The sequence below is a fragment of the Microbacterium wangchenii genome, from assembly GCF_004564355.1.
GTDB classification, from domain to species: Bacteria; Actinomycetota; Actinomycetes; order Actinomycetales; family Microbacteriaceae; genus Microbacterium; species Microbacterium wangchenii.
The window spans coordinates 2199821-2215647 of the sequence record NZ_CP038266.1 but is presented as its reverse complement, the minus strand read 5'-3'; the positions used below and the strand labels follow the sequence as shown (position 1 = coordinate 2215647).

Below are 15827 nucleotides of genomic sequence, written 5' to 3'. Positions count from 1 at the left end.
GCTTCTTGCTGCCGCCCGGGGGAGACGCCGGCGGCGTCACTAGGGTGAGAGCATGTCCGATCCGCGCAGGCGCCCGATCAACGCGGGCACCCTCTCGATGAGCCCCTCCGAGGCACCGGAGCGATGGAACGTGCACGCCGGTGGGGCGGATGAACCCGCGGTCGCGGCATCCTGGGGCGACTGGGTGCGACTGGCGCGGCGCATCCTCGACGCCGACGCACTCTCGCGCGATCTCGAGGCGCGCGGCGACGCATGGGACCGGGGGCACGCGGCTTCCGGAGAGGATGCCGTCAACCCGTACCGGTGACTCAGCGGCGCTTGGCCGGCTTGTCCTCCGCGGATCTCGGCGGCAGGGCCGCCACGTCGATGCGCTCCTGACCGGTACGCGTCGACCACTCGCGCGTGAGTCCGGATGCGGCATGGTGCGAGGCGCGGACGGCGCGGTTGTCGGCCCACGAGTTCAGCACGTGCCCGGCGTGGCCGCGCACGTGCTCGAGCGTCACCGGCGGGAGTCCGGCGGCCTTGCGCGCATCGCGGGCGACGATCAGCAGTTCGAGGATGTCGCGGTTCTTCGTCGGCGCGCCGGTCGACGTCTTCCACCCGCGGCGGCGGTGGCCGTCCATCCACGACGAGTACGTGTCGATCGCGTACTTGGAGTCGGCCTGCACCCGCAGGTGCGGCACATCCGCATGGTGCTGCAGCGCGCGGAGGAGAGCCAGCAGCTCACCGATGTTGTTCGTGCCCTCCGGCACCGAGCCGGCCGCCCATTCGCCGTCCATCCCGACCCACGCCCATCCCGCAGGTCCGGGGTTGCCCTTGCAGGCGCCGTCGGTTGCGACGATGTATTCGGATGAGGCGGGGGAGGAGCTGTCGAGCACTCACCGATCCTTTCACGCCGGCTCGGTCGCTCCTCCCGCCGACGCGGCGTGGATACTCGCCCCGGCGTGCACTGCCGGATCCGGCCGGAGTCCGGACGGTGGCTGGTCCGCGTCCGCGTCGGCGGCGAGCGGAGCCGCCTCGTACGCCGCGGACAGCCGGCGGTAGGGAGGCGAGACGAACGCGAGGAGCACGACCACCAGGAGGACCAGGCTCGCTCCGACGAAGGCGAGCGCGATGCCGCGCGCCTCGCCCGGGCCCAGGAGCCACCCGAACGAGTCACGCCCCGGCTGGGAGTTCATGAACGGGATGAGCCAGAACTGCGCGAGGGGTCCGACGAGGAACGACGACACCGGCGCCGCGGCCGATTCCATGCTCGCGGCGAACCCGAAGACCCGCCCCTGCTTCTCGAAGGGCACCACGCGCTGCACGATCGTCTGCTCCGCCGCCTCGGCGATCGGCATGAGGCACATGAACACGAGCACGCCGAGTGCGTACAGCCACCACCACTCGCGGATCGCGAAGGTCATCCCCAGCAGAGCGATCCCCACGTTCACGAGCAGCAGGGTGCGCACGGGGTTCTTCCCGAGGCCGAACTTCGCCACCAGGCCGCCCCCGAGGATGAATCCGATGCTGGTGACACCCAGCACGATGCCCCACATCTCGACGGAGAACAGCGTGAGTCCGTACGGGTCCATGAGGGCCATGAACACCCCGCCGACGAGGTTGTTGAACGTCGAGAACAGGATGAGGGCGAGGAGGCCGGGGACGGCCACGACGGCAGGGATGACCCCGCGGAAGCCGATGCTCTTCGCCGCTTCGCCCTCGACGTGTGCCACGCCGCGCTCGGGGATCGGGACGAACAGCAGATGGATGAGAGCGGCACCGGTGGCCACGATCGCGATGACGACGGTCCACCCCATCCCGAGGAGGCCGATGGACAGGCCGGAGAAGACGCTCGTCACCATGAACGCGATGCCCTGCACCGCGCCCACCAGGCCGTTGGCCCGATCGCGGCGATCGGCGGGCACGAGCAGTGTCACGGTCGTGGACAGAGCGATGTTGCGCATGTTCTCCACGACGCCACCCACCAGGATCACGCCCGCGAACACCCAGAACCACGGCCCGCCCCAATTCACCAGCACGCTCTCGGGGAACGACAGATACAGCGCGCCGGCGAGGAGGTAGGTCGTGAGCGTCACGAGGCTGGAGAGGACCATGACGGCCTTCTTCTTCAGCCGGTCGACGATCACCCCGAACACGACGCCGAGGGCGGCGACCAGGAGCATGTACGAGCCGCCGATGATCGCGGTCGCCAGCACCGAGCGGGTCTCCAGGTACGCCCAGAAGGTCAGGGCCCACCACAGATAGCTGGAGGTGACGTTGGCCACCGCGGTGTTGGCGAGCACGTGCCCGAACGCGCGCACCGTCCGCGGCCCGGGGGTGAATTGCGCTTCGTCGGGTCGTCTCGTCGTGGCGACGGGTTCGGTCATGTGCGGGATCCTTCCGCGCGGGGTGTGCTGAAAAGGAGGAGGGGGAGTAGGCTCCATGTGGACGCCGTACACATTCGGTGGTCATACGGTACACACCGGGGTGGGGCTATGCAATGACCAGTGGCAAGACGCGGGCCTATCATCACGGTGACCTCCGACGCGCGCTGATCGAGGAGGGATTCCGCGCCGCGCGGACGGGAGGTCCCGACGCGGTCACGCTGCGTGAGGTGACGCGCGCGGTCGGCGTCTCACCCAACGCCGCCTATCGGCACTTCGCCGATCGGGGTGAGCTCGTGCGTGCTGCCGCAGCGCAGGCGCAGCTCGCGCTCGCGCAGGCGATCTCGGCTCGCCTGGAGACGGCGCCGGCCGGACTGTCCGCGCACGACGCCTCCGTGGAGCGGCTGCGCCTCCTCGGCCTCGGCTACATCGACTTCGCACGACGGGAACGCGGATGGTTCGAGCTCGCGTTCACCGTGCACGATCAGACGCCCAGCGACGCCATCGTCACCCTCGACGATGAGGTCGTCGAGCCGTTCCGGCTCCTGCTGGACGCGCTGGATGCGATGGTCGCCGCCGGCGCCCTCGCCCCCGAGCGCCGCCCGCATGCGGAGTGGGCGTGCTGGTCGGCGGTGCACGGCTTCGCCGACATCGCCGTGCACGGACCCCTGCAGTGGCAGCCGCCGGCCGTCGTGGACGCGCTTGCCGGCGCCGTTGTGGATGCGGCCATCGCGGGCGTGCGCGGCGCGCCCTCGGCTGCATCCGCCGCTCGCTCCGTCGGAGCAGGCTGAACACCGTCTCACGGAAGGACAGGACCATGCTCGACGTCATCACCGATCACGTGGACACCAGCGAGGGCGACCGCATCGTGTACGACAGGCTGGGCGAAGGTCCGGGGGTGTTGTTCGTGCAGCCGGCGGGTCAGACCCGCGCGACGGATCCGATCACCCCTGCCACCCTCCGCGCCCTCGCCGAAGGCGGGCGCGGCGCCGCGGCGCACGACCGGGTCGGCCGCGGCGACAGTCCCGCGGCGTCTCCCATCACGCTGGCACGGGAGCTGGCGGCGATCGAGGCGATCCTGGACGTGGTCGGACCGGCCATCGTCGTGGGATGGTCCTCCGGCGGCGCGATCGCACTGGCCGCCGCGGCCCGGAACGAGGCCGTGCGCGGAGTGGTGCTGTTCGAACTGCCCTTCGACGGCAGCGGGGAGGCGGCGGGCTTCCTGGAGGGTATCCGGCAGCGCGTCCGCGCGGGGGATGCGGCGGCCATCGTGGAGTACTACATGAAGGACATGCCGCCGCAGTGGCTGGAGCAGGCGAAGGCCGGCCCCGGCTGGGCGTCGCTCCTGGACATGGCCCCGTCGTTCGAGGCGGACGTCGAGGCGCTGGCATGGCTGGAGTCGGCACCGTTGACGGAGCTGCTCGCCCCCATCCGCGTCCCGGTGCTGGCCCTGACCGCCGACGACGCCCAGCCCTTCATGCACGACGCCGCGCACGCCATCGCCTCGGCGACCGGGGGCGCGGCCGAACGCATCGCGGGCCGCCATCACGGGTGGGATCCCGATGCGATGGCGGCCCGCCTCCTGCGCCTGACGGAGTGAGTCCGCTCAGTCGCGGTCGCTGGTGACGACGGTCATCTCGGCGTCCAGCGCGATGTCGACCGCGCGTCCGTCCTGCGCCACGACGGTGACACTGTAGGGCGAGGTGGTGTCGTCGTCGATCTCGAGGTCGATGACGCGGCCGTCGACCTCGGCGAGAGCGGCCGAGACCAGGGCCTCGACCGTGTCGGCGTCCAGGGACCCTGTCGGCGCGGCGTCGTCGGCGTCGGCGGCCTCGGTCGCGATGACCGTCGCCGTGCCGTCGGCGGCCACGCGGACCTCCGTCTCCTCGCCGGCCTCGGTGCGGAACTGGACGTCCCACGCGCCGTCACGCTCGGCGTCGATGGCGACGGGCTCGCCCTCGGCCTCCGCGGCCGCCGCGTCGATGATCTCCATCAGTTCGTCGGCGGACGAGGTGCCGGCGTCGCCGAGGTCGGCGGCCGCATCCTCATCGTCCTCGTTCGGTGCGTCCGTGGTCATGCTGGTCTGACGGTCGTCGTCGTCGTCGTCCTCGTCGGCGATCGCCGCACCGATGGCGATGCCGCCCCCGGCCAGGGCGGCGGCAGCCAGAACGGCGCCTCCCGCGATGAGGAAGCGGCGTGTGCGGGAGCGCTTCGCCGATGCCGGTGCCGGCGCGGGCTCGGCCGCGACTGCGGAGGAGTCGGTCGGGGCTGCGGGGGTGTCGGGCGTGACGGCGGGGGTGTCGGGCGTGGAATTGTCCGGGGTGGTGGGATCGGTCATGATCCGATGGTGCCGGTGAGGCGCTGAAGCGCTCCTGAAGCTTCCTGAAGGGGCATTCAGGTCGCGGCGGGGAGGCGCACCACGAATCGCGCGCCGCCCCATCGCGACTCCGCCACGCTCACGCTGCCTCCGGACGCGGCGGCGATCGCGCGCACGATCGCAAGGCCCAGGCCACTGCCGCCGGCGTCGCGTGCCCGGGCCTCGTCGAGCCGCACGAACCGCTCGAAGACGCGCTCGCGTTCGGCTTCGGGGATGCCCGAGCCGTCGTCCTCGACCTCGAGCACGACCGTGCCCGCGTGCTCGCCCACGGTGAACGCGATCCGGTTGCGGGCATGGCGGGCGGCGTTGTCGGCGAGGTTGCGCACGAGCTGGCCGAGAAGCCTCGGATCTCCCGCGACGCGGGCCGCGCCGATACCCGACCCGTCGACCGTTCGTCCGGACTGCCGCAGCCGACGCACTTCGGCCAGCACGAGGTCGTCCAGGTCGACGGTCTCGTGCGGCGGCGCCGCTCCCTCGTCGAGCCGGGTGAGGAGGAGGAGGGCGTCGACGAGCCCCTGCATCCGGAGCCCCTCCTCGTGCACGAGGTCGGCGAGCTCGCCCACCGAGGTGGTGTCCGGGTGGGTCTGCGCGATCTCGGCGTGCTGGCGGATGGTGGCCAGGGGCGAGCGGAGTTCGTGCGAGGCATCCGAGACGAACCGGCGCTGGGCCTGCGCGCTCGCGTCCAGGCGGTCGAGCATCCCGTTCATCGTTCTGGTGAGGTGGGCGATCTCATCCTGGGAGTCGGGAACGGGCACGCGGCGGTCGAGGCGCTCCGCGGTGATCCCGTCCACATCCGCGCGGATGCGTTCCACCGGCCGGAGCGCGCGACCCACGACGATCCACGTCGTGGCCGCCACCAGGGCGACGAGTACCGGCACGGCCGCGGTCAGGAGCAGTGCGACGGTGCCGAGGGTCTCGGTCTCGTCCTCCACGGAGACGCCGAGGGCCAGGACGCGTCCGCCGGGAAGGTCTTCGGTGACCAGGAACACCGGCTCCCCGTCGACGCGCACGACACCGGGGGCTTTGCCCGTGGGCAGGGGCTCTGAGCCGGCGTCGCCGCCGGACGCGATGACCTCGCCGTTCGCGTCGAGGACCTGGACGACCTCCTCGTCGAGGGTGGAGATGAACTGGGCGGAGTCGTCCTCGATCCGCGCGGCCAGTTCCTCCGCCCGGTTCTCGGCGGCGCGCTCGGCGGATTCGAACACGCTCGCCGTCAGCACGCCGAAGAAGGCGAATGCGCCGATGATCAGTGCCACCGCCACGACGGCGGTCGCGCCGGCGGTCGTGCGGGCGCGCACCGACCGCAGCATCCGCCTAGCCACCGTCGGCCGCCAGCCGGTAGCCGGCGCCGCGCACCGTCTCGAGGGCCTCCCGACCGAAGGGCCGGTCGAGCTTTCGTCGCAGGTGACCGACGTACACCTCGACGATGTTCGGATCGCCGTCGAAGTCGTCGTCCCACACGCCCGCGATGAGGTCGCGTTTGGAGACGACCCGTCCGCGGTGGCGGAGCAGGTACTCCAGCACCGCGAACTCCCGGGCGGTGAGCGACACCGCCGTCTCGCCCCGCCACACCCGGCGCGCTCCCGGGTCGACACGGAGGTCGCCGGCTTCGAGGATCACGGGTCGTTCCACGCCACCGCGACGGATGAGCGCGCGAAGCCGGGCCACGAGCACCGCGAACGAGAACGGCTTGGTGACGTAGTCATCCGCCCCCGTCTCCAGCGCCTCCACCTGATCCCACTCGCCGTCCTTGGCCGTGAGCATGAGCACGGGCGTCCAGTTCTCCTCGGCGCGCAGCGCTTCGCACACCTTCCATCCGCTCATCCCGGGCATCATGAGGTCCAGGACGATGGCGTCGTACGGGGTCTCGCGCGCCCGCCACAGTCCGTCGACGCCGTTGTGCGCCACGTCCACGGCGAAGCCTTCGGCTTCCAGGCCCCGCCTGACGCCGTCGGCGAGGCGCACCTCGTCGTCCACCACCAGAATCCGCATCGCTCCCCAGTCTGGCCGTCCGAAGCTGAAGCGCGCCTGAAGCGGCCCGACGCGTGTCGCTCTCCGGGGTGTCGATCCCGAACTCCTCAAGTCCGGGCCGGGATGCGCCGAAACCGGGCCGATCGGGCGGCGGAGGTCGCGGTCTTGAGGAGTTCGGGCGGGGCTGGGGCGGGAAGGGCTGCCCGGGGGCCATCAACGCCCCGCCACCCGCCCTACCTTTCCGGGCGCCCGCCTGCGTGTAGGGGCGGGCCCGCCCGCGTGCCGATGCGGGAGCCGGGCCGCGCCCGAACTCCTCAAATCCGGGCGCAGATGCGCCGAAACCGGGCGGATGCGGCCGCGGGGGCCCCGGTCTTGAGGAGTTCGGGCGCGGTGGGGGCGGGAAGGGCTGCCGGGGACAGTGAACGACGCGGCGTCCGCCTACCTGTAGGGGCGGGCCCGCCTGCATGCCGATGCGGGTGCCGGGCCGCGCCCGAACTCCTCAAATCCGGGCCGGGATGCGCCGAAACCGGGCGGATGGGGCGGCGGAGGCCCCGGTCTTGAGGAGTTCGGGCCGACGAGGCCGGACGGGCAGACGAGGCCGCCGCGTCAGCGGCGCCACGGCGAAGTCAGCGCGGGGGCCACTCCACGAGCACGAGGCCCTGCTTGGTGTCGGCCATCGTCACCCAGGTGTCGCTGAAGAAGTAGGTGAAGCCGTACCCGTTCTCGTCGGGGGCGATGACGGTGTCGGCGCTCTCGGTGACGTAGAACCCGTCTTCGCCCTCCTCGCGCCGCCAGCCCGATCCGATGAGCTCGGACTGGGCGCGCTCGATCTGCGCATCCTCGATGGGGGCCCAGCCGAAGATCTGCACGTGGTCGGTGGCGACGGAATAGTCGCCCCACGTGCACTGGATCCCGCCGGGGATCTCGATGCCGCCGATGCGGAAGGGCTGCGGCTGCGCGCTCCATCCGACCTTCTGGAACTCGTCGACGACACCCGCGGGCACGATCGTCTCGCACGTCGGCTCGGAGGGATCGGTTCCGGACCCGTCGCCCGAAGGCGTGGGTGCGGGGGAGGTGGGCACGGCGGTCGGGGGAGCCGGCGTCGTCGGGGTCGTCTCCGGCGTGGTCTCGTTCGCGCAGCCCGCGAGCAGGACGAGAGGGACGGCGATCGCGAGCGAGGTCACGAGGCGGGGGATTCTCATGCGAGCTCTTTCACGTCGCGGGCATCGGTGGCGTGGAGCAGGTCGAGGAAGGCGGAGTGCAGGACGCCGTTCGTGGCGAGTGACGAGCCGGCGGTGAGCGAATCGGAGCCGTCGTAGGCGGTGAACCGGCCGCCGGCCTCCGTCACGATGGGCGCGAGCGCGGCGATGTCGTATTCCTTCACGTCGAACTCGGCGACCATCTCCAGCCGGCCTTCGGCGAGCCACATGTAGGGGAGGGCGTCGCCGTAGCCGCGGTCGCGCCACACGTTGCGCGAGAGTTCCAGCAGCGCCGACCGGTGCCCCGCGTCGGTCCATTGCGCGATGCTCTGGAAGCTGACGCTGGCCTGCTCGAGCGACGACACGTCCGAGACGTGGATGCGACGCACGCCGCCATCGGATGCGGTGGTCCACGCGCCGGCGGATGCCGCGGCCCACCACCGGCGCCCGATGGCCGGCTGGCTCACGACCCCGACCACCGGAGCTCCGTCGACAGTGAGCGCGATGAGCGTCGCCCACACCGGGATGCCGCGCAGATAGTTGTGCGTACCGTCGATGGGGTCGATGATCCAGCGCCGCGCAGCGGATCCGCGGGATCCGTACTCTTCCCCCAGGACACCGTCGTCAGGACGCTCGGCGTCGAGGATCGCGCGGATCTCCCGCTCGGCGGCCAGATCCGCCTCCGTGACATAGGACGCGTCCGCCTTCGCGGTCACGTCCAGATCGCCGGCATCGAAGCGTGCCATCGTGACGGCGTCCGCCGCATCGGCCAGTCGCAGCGCGAGAACGAGATCGTCGGCATACGGACCGGTCGGGGAAGGCAGCGCGTCGGCGGCAGGGCACACGCGTCCAGGCTACAGGCGCCGGGCCTGCTCGATTCGCGGCGGGGCGGATCAGGATGGTAATGTGATCCCTCGGTTCGCCCCGCCGGAAACGGCACCGGCGACCTGCACCTCTAGCTCAATCGGCAGAGCAACTGACTCTTAATCAGTGGGTTCAGGGTTCAAGTCCCTGGGGGTGCACGAAGCCCCGGAAACTCTCGCCAGTTTCCGGGGCTTTTTCGTTTCCGGGTTCTCGCCGGAGGCCGCGGATGCGCGCACTCAACGCCCAGGTGAGGCCTCGATCGCGGCGAGCCAGGCCATCATCACGGCCTTGGAGTTTCCGTCGTCCAGGCCGTCGGCGGGCAGCGCCGCCAGGGCCTCCGTCGCGGCGGCATGCGGGGCGGCGCCGCCCAGCGCCGAATACATCAGGACGTACTCGCCCAGCGGTCCGCTGAACGCCTGCGGGCCGGCGTCGGCGACGTTGCGGGCGACGCGGCCCGGGTCCTGCGCCAGGTAGTCGAGGGCCACGGGGGTCAGCGGAAGCACCTGGATGCCGAGGATCGCCGACGGCTCGGGACTGAACCACGTGGCGTAGTCGCGCTTGCCGCCCCACGTCAGCGAAACGACGGGATGATCGAACCCCTCGGCCAGGGTGTCGGAGTCGGGCTCGAGCCAGAGGGCGCGGGCTGCGGCCACTTCCGCCGACAGCAGCCATCGGGCGGTGTGGGCCAGTCCGTCGTCGCCGCGGATCTCGGCCCACAGTGCCAGGCCGTTCCACGCCGCGACGGCTTCCGAGCTGGATTCCTGGTTGTTGCCGTCCGCGAAGGGGGAAAGTCCAGACGCCCACGAGTGGCCGCGGTACGGATCGAACACGCGCAGGCGCGGCAGCGCCTCCTCGGCGGCGCCGGCGGCGATGTCGGCGGCGAGGATGTCCATCACGGTGGCCAGCGCGTCGGCCTTCTCGGGCTGCGCGGCGACCAGGGCGGCGGCGGCGGTCAGGAAGTAGCCGTAGTGGAAGTGGTGGTCGTTGCCCTCCTCCGACCCGAAGGTCGGCGTCTTGCCGACGACGGTCCGCAGGGCGTCGTCGTACACGAAGCAGCGGCTGTCCCGCTCGCGGCATCCGTCCGCCTCGGCCCACGGTGCCAGCTCCGTCCACAACCTCACGGCGACGCGATCGGCCAGCGCCGTGTCGCCCAGGTCACGGGCCAGGGTGAGGAGTGCGGCGAGCCGGGCGAGAGCCTTCCCCCCGTAGTAGGTGTCGGCGGGGAGGGGAGGCGTGGCATCCAGATCCGCGGCGGCCTGAGCCGCGATGGCGGCGCGGGTCTCATCGTCGATCGCGCCGAGGTCGAACGCCGCGCGGGGCGAGGTCTCGGGCACGGTCCACGCGAGCTCCGTGCCGCGACACGCGTCGGCCTCGCCGTAGGCGGTGGCGAAGGTGCCCAGATCGCAGTCCGAGCCCGCGCCGGCCTGAGTGGGGAACGGCACGAGCACGGTGCTGTCCGTCCCGGTGTAGGTCAGGCGCGTGGACGCACTCGCGGCGCCGGTTTCGACGTGCACCCCGTCGACGGGCGCATCCAGAGCCTCGGCCCACGCGCTCACGTCGGAGTCCTCCGGAATCGCGAACCATTGGGCGTGACCGCCCTCCGGCACGGTCAGGGCCTTCCCGTCCCAGCGAGCACCCCGCGCGACGACGCCGAAGGCGGTGTCGTCCGCCGTCGCCGTCCACACGTCATCTCCCGCGGAGCGCAGCGGCGCGGCGGGGACCAGCGTGCTCTCGCGCGCAGCGGTGAAGCCCACGACGGGGGATCCCTCGGCGATGGTGACGTCGCCGATCGGGTCGTCGCCGCTCCACCAGCGCAGGGTGACCGACACCGGATCGGCCCGCACCGCCGCGAAACGGTCGGCGTCCAGCCCGATGCGCAGTCCTGCGCCGAAGGAGGCGGCGATGGTCTTCTCCGTCGCGGTCACGGCCGGCAGGTCGACGGTGAACGCGTCGTCATCGGCGGCGAAGGCGAGGGGGAAGGGATAGACCGGCTGCGGTTGTGCGCCGAAGACCAGTCCGGAGTACCAGCGGTTGGTCGGGGGGATGAGATCTTCCGCGAGGCGGGCCTCGCCGATGTCGGCCACGCTCTCCACCGGCAGGGCGGCGATGGACGTCGACGGCTCGGCCGTGCCGGTGGGCGCCGCCTGGTCCGCGGGCGTCGTGGCGGTGCATCCGCTGAAGACGAGAACCGCGGCGACCGCCAGCGCCGCCGGGAGGCGGCGGGCGGTCACAGGCCGACCTTCCGCAGGAGGTCGCGCACGGCGTCGCCCACCCCGGCCAGAGGCCCGTCCTGGCGCAGCTGCAGGGTCGCCTGCACGGGAGTCCCGGCCTGGAACATCCCTGTGGCGCTCTTGTCCGACAGGTCTCGGCTCTCGATCCGCACGGTGGACAGCGCCTGCCCCTCGACGGTGGTCACGTCGATGCCGACGACCGCACCCTCCAGCAGCGCCTGATTGGGCAGCAGCAGCTCGACGTCGTTCCCCTCGGCGATGCGCGCATAGTCGCGTGCGGAGAGCTGGAACTCCGCCTCCACGAACAGCGAGGAATTCTCATCGACGGTCGCGAGCATGCCCCCGGCCTGAGCGAAGCCTCCCTGCGGCACGGCGATCTCCCGCACCGTGCCGTCCACCGTCGCGGCGATGGTGGACGTGCCGTCCGCCGAGACGCCCGCGGCGAGGGCCGGATCCGCGACCTGGCCCGTGGCGATGTCGCGCTGCAGGTGCAGGCTCCGTACGTCGAAGAGCGGATCGCCCACGGCCACCTCATCACCGACCTCGACGTACTGCCGGGTGACGATGCCGCCGTAATCGGTGCCGACCGGGTAGCTCTCCGCGACGATCGCGGCGCTCGTGGAGAGGACCCGCTGCTGCCGTTGGTTGAACACGACCGTGAAGGCGGCCACGAGGACGAGGACGATGAGGAGGCCGGCGGTCATCTTCAGCCGGTTCGCCCACGTCATCGGGCACCTCCCGCCGGGACGAGGGCCGGTTCGTCGGCGGCGGGCTCCGCCGGGCGGGCGGCGAGGGGGAGCGGCCGTGCGACCACCGTCAGCGGGGCGGTCACGACCGGCGCTGCGGAGGGTGCGGGGCGTTCCTGCGGTCGTGCCATGGCGCGCGCTTCGCGAAGCGCCGTCACCAGGAACGCGCCGAGGATCACGGTGTTGGTGGCGTTCCAGGCGGTCGCGAGGGTGAGCGCGCCGTTGTCGACGTCACGCCAGCCGGCCACGAGGGTCGTCAGCGCGAGGAAGACGAAGAACAGGGTCTGCGGGATGACGAAGTTGAAGGGTGAGCGGCGCGACGCGGAACCGGTGACGTGCCATCCGATGTCACGCCCCAGCAGCACGTTCCACAGGGCTTTGGCGTAGATCGGGAACGAGACCGTCGCCAGGGTCAGCGTCTCCCACCGGAACGATCCGACCGCGAACCAGGCGAGCAGGATCTGCATGGCGTAGAAGCCGCCGTAGTACAGCGCCCACGTGAGGACGGTGGTCTCCAGCGTCATCGGACGCAGGTCGAAGTAGATCTCCAGCGGCGGCACGAGCAGGAGCAGGAGCGGACAGATGCCGGTGAGGTAGAAGGTGGCTGTCACCAGGTACTGGATGCGCTGATCCATCGTCAGGCGGCGTCGCAGGCTCAGTGGATTGTGGCGCAGGAGGATCTCGAAGCCCCCGGTCGCCCAGCGCAGCTGCTGCTTGCTGTACGCCTCGATGGTCTCGGGTGCCTCCCCGACCGCGAGCGCGTCGGGGAGGAACACCGAACGCCAGCCCCGCTCATGCAGGAGGAGCGAGGTCCACACATCTTCGGATTTCGAGTCGGTGTACATCCCCCCGACCTCGTCGATCGCCGTCCGGCGGAAGACCACGTTCGTCCCCACGCAGATCGCCGCGTTGAAGCGGTTGCGACCGGGCTGGACGAACCGGTAGAAGACCGTCTGCATGTACGCGGCTCCGCGCGCGACGACCGTGTGCAGGTTGCCGTACACCTGCGGGGTCTGGACGAACGCGACGTCGTCGTGCACGAACAGCGGCATCGTCTGCAGCAGGAACGTCGGCACCGGCACGAAATCGGCGTCGAAGATGGCGAAGAAGTCGCCTTTGGCCAGCGTCAGGGCGTGGTTGATGTTCCCGGCCTTGGCGCCGTGGGAGCTGAGCCGGCGCACGTAACGCGCGCCGGCGGTCTCGGCCAGGGTCCGCACGTCGTCGGATCGGCCGTCGTCGAGGACCCACGTGCGGTGCGCCCCCCGCATCCCCACGGCGGCCGTGACCGTGCGGCGGACCGTGTCGAGCTCTTCGCCGTACACCGTCACGAGCACATCGATCACGATCGGGCGGCCACGCAGGTGGATGCGGTCGTCGCCGCGGGCCAGGCGCGGCAGGAGGCGCGCGGCGGCGTCGTGCGCGGCATAGTCGCGCGGGTTGCGGCCGCTGGAGAGGATCGTCCACATCGACAGCAGCGCCTGGACGACCAGGACGGACTCCGCGGCGATGATCATGACGTACGGAAGCAGATCGCCGCGGCTGCCCGGGGCGAGCAGGAACCCCGTGTACGCCAGGACCCCGATGGTCGCCACCACGACCAGCAGGATCATGACGGGCGTCGGCTCCCCGCCCTTCTCCGGCTGCTCGCGCTGGGCATGGCCGTGGCGGCGGTGATGGTGTGCGGATGGAATGCGTGCCATGGGGTTCCCCTCCCGATGGACGGCGGTGCTCCCATCCGCAGCGCCGTCGGCACGCAGAGAGCCCTACCCGGATACCGAGCCCCCAGAGCCCGGAACGGTGACTCCATGCTGCGCCCCAACCCGCGACGATCGTGTTCCCCGCGTGTGAACGCTGGATGACGATCGCCTGAGCGGTTGGCGGCGCGGATGCGTTCCGCTCTCGGCAGCGCGAAGGAATCGTCCTCCCCGGCGAGGCGTTGGTGAATCCATCCGTTCAAGGGAGGTCGACATGAGCTTTCACCAGTGGGGATTCATCTACCTGGGGGTGGGTGAGGAGGATCCTGCGCAGGACCGCGCGGTGATCGATCGGGGTGGACTGAAGACGACGATCGTCGCCGTCCCGGATCCCGCTGCCGCCGTGGCCGTCGCGGTCGAGCTCGTCGATGACGGAGCGCAGTCGATCGAGCTCTGCGGTGGCTTCGGAACGGAGGTGGTGGCCGAGGTCGCGGCCGCCGTGGATGGCCGCGTCCCCGTCGGCGGAGTCACCTACGGCATGGAATCGGTACCGCTCCTGGCGAAGCTGTTCGGCGAAGAGCGCTAGGCCCCGGGACCGTCTTCCGGTCCCGGGGCATCGCACCACTACGCGGAGGTGCTCCGAAGGGCGCTCACGCCGCCGCGGGGCCGCCCCGCTCGACCACGACGCGCTCGTTCGGCACGACGTGCGTCATCTTCAGGCCCGCGACATCGCGTGGGCCGTTCTTCCCCAGGTTCGCCAGGCGCTGCAGTTCGTCGTCGCTGAGCGTCTGGGACTGCAGGGGCGGCAGGTCCTTCACCTCGTCGACGGTGATGCCCAGTCCTTCGCCCACGCGCAGGCCGAGTTCGTCGTCGGCCATGAGTAAGTGCCACACCATCCGCTGCTGGACCTGCTCGGTGGCCTCCCCGATCAGCGTGACGAAGTTCCGCACCAGGTCGTCCTTCTCCCACTGCTCCATCAGCTGATAGCGCTGGCCTGCCTGCGTGTAGTCGTTGGTCCGTGGGATGCGCGCCCGCGTGAGGCGGCCGCTGATGACCGGTCCCTGCTCGTCCTTCGTGGGATACTCGGCTTCCCGGAGCCCGCCCATGGTCGACGGCTCATAGTTGACGTGGGGGTTCTGACCTTCGCCGAGGTCTACGCCGTACGACATCTGCCCGCCACGCTGGTTGGTGGACACGCGGGCGTTCTTGGGGCTGTTCACCGGCAGCTGCAGGTAGTTCGGGCCCACGCGGTACCGCTGCGTGTCCGAGTACGAGAACGTGCGGCCGACCAGCATCTTGTCGTCGGAGAAGTCCAGGCCGTCCACGAGCACCCCGGTGCCGAACGCGATCTGCTCGTTCTGGTTGTGATGGTCGGTGACGTTGGCGGTGAGCGTCATGGTGCCCACCAGCTTGGGTTCGAACTCGTTCTCCGGCCACACCTTGGTGTCATCGAGCGGGTCGAAGTCCAGTTCGGGGTGGTCGTCGTCGCTCATCATCTGCACGTAGAGGTCCCACTGCGGGTAGTCGCCGGACTCGATGGCCTCGTACAGATCCTTCGAGGCGTGCCCGAGGTCGGTGGCCTGGATGTTGGCGGCGTCCTCCTCCGTGAGGCTCTTCACCCCCGCGCGCGGCAGCCAGTGGTACTTCACCAGCACCGTCTCGCCGTCGGCGTTCACCCACTTGTAGGTGTTCACGCCGAACCCCTGCATCGTGCGGTAGTTGGCCGGGATGCCGCGCGGGCTGAAGAGGTTCACCAGCATGTGCATCGACTCGGGGGTCTGCGACATGAAGTCGAAGATGCGCGCCGGTTCCTGGCGGAAGGTCACGGGATCCGGCTTCAGGGAGTGGATCACGTCGGGGAACTTGATGGCGTCCCGGATGAAGAACACCGCCAGGTTGTTGCCGACGAGGTCCCAGTTGCCGTCCTCGGTGTAGAACTTCACGGCGAAGCCGCGCGGATCGCGGGCCGCCTCGGACGAGTCCCGGCCGCCGATCACGCTGGACAGGCGGATCGCCAGGTCGGTCTTCTTGCCGGGGGTGTTGAAGAGCTTCGCGCGCGTGTACTTCTCGATCGGCTCATCGCCCCACTTGCCGGTCGCCTCGAAGTGACCGAACGCGACGGCGCCGCGCGCGTGCACGACCCGCTCGGGGATGCGCTCGCGGTCGAAGTGGCTGATCTTCTCCAGGAACTGGTAGTTCTCGAGGGTGGCGGGGCCACGGTCGCCGACCGTACGGGAGTTCTGGTTGTCGTAGACCGGGTGCCCCTGACGGTTGGTCAGGACGGGGCGGTCCTCCTCGCTGGGGGCGGGGGGTTCGTTCGCGACATCGCTCATGGCTGTCCTCTCGTTGATTCCCTTCCAGCCTGCGTCGTCGCTCTGG

The 15827-nt window shown here is 70.8% G+C and carries 15 protein-coding genes and 1 tRNA gene; 5 read left to right on the top strand and 11 right to left on the bottom strand.

Annotated elements, in window-relative coordinates; translation table 11 throughout:
• Positions 1 to 52 precede the first annotated feature (52 nt).
• Positions 53 to 307: a hypothetical protein gene (locus E4K62_RS10665; protein WP_135067278.1), complete on the top strand. Its 255-nt coding sequence runs from the start codon at positions 53 to 55 to the stop codon at positions 305 to 307.
• A gap of 1 nt (position 308) precedes the next feature.
• Here E4K62_RS10665 and E4K62_RS10660 read toward each other — a convergent pair whose 3' ends face one another.
• Both E4K62_RS10660 and E4K62_RS10655 read right to left on the bottom strand, forming a co-directional pair.
• Positions 309 to 878 carry a ribonuclease H family protein gene (locus E4K62_RS10660; RefSeq protein WP_135067276.1) on the bottom strand — a complete coding sequence of 190 codons (570 nt, stop codon included), beginning with the start codon at positions 876 to 878 and terminating at the stop codon, positions 309 to 311.
• Between the two features lie 12 nt (positions 879 to 890).
• Positions 891 to 2369 (bottom strand): MFS transporter, encoded by a 1479-nt coding sequence (locus E4K62_RS10655; RefSeq protein ID WP_135067274.1) that lies wholly within the window; start codon positions 2367 to 2369, stop codon positions 891 to 893.
• Between the two features lie 113 nt (positions 2370 to 2482).
• On the opposite strand from E4K62_RS10655, the gene E4K62_RS10650 reads away from it, so the two are divergent.
• Positions 2483 to 3157 (top strand): TetR/AcrR family transcriptional regulator, encoded by a 675-nt coding sequence (locus E4K62_RS10650; RefSeq protein WP_135067272.1) that lies wholly within the window; start codon positions 2483 to 2485, stop codon positions 3155 to 3157.
• A 26-nt stretch (positions 3158 to 3183) separates the two neighbouring features.
• Positions 3184 to 3966 (top strand): alpha/beta fold hydrolase, encoded by a 783-nt coding sequence (locus tag E4K62_RS10645; protein WP_135067270.1) that lies wholly within the window; start codon positions 3184 to 3186, stop codon positions 3964 to 3966.
• A 6-nt stretch (positions 3967 to 3972) separates the two neighbouring features.
• Here the strand turns inward: E4K62_RS10645 and E4K62_RS10640 are convergent, their stop codons facing one another.
• The 5 genes from E4K62_RS10640 to hisN form a co-directional block, all read right to left on the bottom strand.
• The gene (locus tag E4K62_RS10640) at positions 3973 to 4704 is read right to left on the bottom strand and encodes a PepSY domain-containing protein (RefSeq protein ID WP_240742664.1); all 732 of its coding nucleotides are present in this window, start codon (positions 4702 to 4704) and stop codon (positions 3973 to 3975) included.
• A 56-nt stretch (positions 4705 to 4760) separates the two neighbouring features.
• Entirely contained in the window at positions 4761 to 6041 is a 1281-nt protein-coding gene (locus E4K62_RS10635) for a sensor histidine kinase (protein ID WP_240742663.1), read from the bottom strand.
• 16 nt (positions 6042 to 6057) lie between these two features.
• Positions 6058 to 6735, bottom strand: coding sequence for a response regulator transcription factor (locus E4K62_RS10630; RefSeq protein WP_135067266.1), 678 nt, complete (start codon positions 6733 to 6735; stop codon positions 6058 to 6060).
• Between the two features lie 605 nt (positions 6736 to 7340).
• A complete protein-coding gene (locus E4K62_RS10625) occupies positions 7341 to 7916 on the bottom strand; it encodes a hypothetical protein (RefSeq protein WP_135067264.1) in 576 nt (191 codons plus the stop codon).
• Entirely contained in the window at positions 7913 to 8758 is an 846-nt protein-coding gene (gene hisN / locus E4K62_RS10620; protein ID WP_240742662.1) for a histidinol-phosphatase, read from the bottom strand. The genes E4K62_RS10625 and hisN overlap by 4 nt, the downstream gene beginning before the upstream one ends.
• A gap of 104 nt (positions 8759 to 8862) precedes the next feature.
• Between hisN and E4K62_RS10615 the strand changes: the two genes are divergently transcribed.
• A tRNA-Lys gene (locus tag E4K62_RS10615) sits at positions 8863 to 8935 on the top strand.
• A 78-nt stretch (positions 8936 to 9013) separates the two neighbouring features.
• Here E4K62_RS10615 and E4K62_RS10610 read toward each other — a convergent pair.
• The 3 genes from E4K62_RS10610 to E4K62_RS10600 are packed head-to-tail and all read right to left on the bottom strand — an operon-like array spanning position 9014 to position 13454.
• Positions 9014 to 11008 carry a glycosyl hydrolase gene (locus E4K62_RS10610; protein ID WP_135067262.1) on the bottom strand — a complete coding sequence of 665 codons (1995 nt, stop codon included), beginning with the start codon at positions 11006 to 11008 and terminating at the stop codon, positions 9014 to 9016.
• Positions 11005 to 11736, bottom strand: a complete 732-nt coding sequence (locus E4K62_RS10605; RefSeq protein ID WP_135067260.1) for an HlyD family efflux transporter periplasmic adaptor subunit — start codon at positions 11734 to 11736, stop codon at positions 11005 to 11007. Before E4K62_RS10605 ends, E4K62_RS10610 begins: the two co-directional genes overlap by 4 nt.
• Positions 11733 to 13454, bottom strand: coding sequence for a glycosyltransferase (locus E4K62_RS10600; protein WP_135067258.1), 1722 nt, complete (start codon positions 13452 to 13454; stop codon positions 11733 to 11735). The genes E4K62_RS10605 and E4K62_RS10600 overlap by 4 nt, the downstream gene beginning before the upstream one ends.
• 268 nt (positions 13455 to 13722) lie before the next feature.
• On the opposite strand from E4K62_RS10600, the gene E4K62_RS10595 reads away from it, so the two are divergent.
• Complete coding sequence (locus E4K62_RS10595) at positions 13723 to 14034, top strand: DUF6506 family protein (RefSeq protein ID WP_135067256.1); 312 nt, start codon at positions 13723 to 13725, stop codon at positions 14032 to 14034.
• A gap of 64 nt (positions 14035 to 14098) precedes the next feature.
• Here E4K62_RS10595 and E4K62_RS10590 read toward each other — a convergent pair whose 3' ends face one another.
• The gene (locus E4K62_RS10590) at positions 14099 to 15781 is read right to left on the bottom strand and encodes a catalase (protein WP_135067254.1); all 1683 of its coding nucleotides are present in this window, start codon (positions 15779 to 15781) and stop codon (positions 14099 to 14101) included.
• Between the last annotated feature and the right edge of the window lie 46 nt (positions 15782 to 15827).

Excerpts from the sequence above, each read along its gene's own strand:
- E4K62_RS10665 (WP_135067278.1), top strand. The coding sequence starts at position 53 with ATGTCCGATCCGCGCAGGCGCCCGATCAACGCGGGCACCCTCTCGATG.
- E4K62_RS10655 (WP_135067274.1), bottom strand. The coding sequence starts at position 2,369 with ATGACCGAACCCGTCGCCACGACGAGACGACCCGACGAAGCGCAATTC.
- E4K62_RS10650 (WP_135067272.1), top strand. The coding sequence starts at position 2,483 with ATGACCAGTGGCAAGACGCGGGCCTATCATCACGGTGACCTCCGACGC.
- E4K62_RS10645 (WP_135067270.1), top strand. The coding sequence starts at position 3,184 with ATGCTCGACGTCATCACCGATCACGTGGACACCAGCGAGGGCGACCGC.
- E4K62_RS10640 (WP_240742664.1), bottom strand. The coding sequence starts at position 4,704 with ATGACCGATCCCACCACCCCGGACAATTCCACGCCCGACACCCCCGCC.
- E4K62_RS10630 (WP_135067266.1), bottom strand. The coding sequence starts at position 6,735 with ATGCGGATTCTGGTGGTGGACGACGAGGTGCGCCTCGCCGACGGCGTC.
- E4K62_RS10625 (WP_135067264.1), bottom strand. The coding sequence starts at position 7,916 with ATGAGAATCCCCCGCCTCGTGACCTCGCTCGCGATCGCCGTCCCTCTC.
- E4K62_RS10605 (WP_135067260.1), bottom strand. The coding sequence starts at position 11,736 with ATGACGTGGGCGAACCGGCTGAAGATGACCGCCGGCCTCCTCATCGTC.
- E4K62_RS10600 (WP_135067258.1), bottom strand. The coding sequence starts at position 13,454 with ATGGCACGCATTCCATCCGCACACCATCACCGCCGCCACGGCCATGCC.
- E4K62_RS10595 (WP_135067256.1), top strand. The coding sequence starts at position 13,723 with ATGAGCTTTCACCAGTGGGGATTCATCTACCTGGGGGTGGGTGAGGAG.
- E4K62_RS10590 (WP_135067254.1), bottom strand. The coding sequence starts at position 15,781 with ATGAGCGATGTCGCGAACGAACCCCCCGCCCCCAGCGAGGAGGACCGC.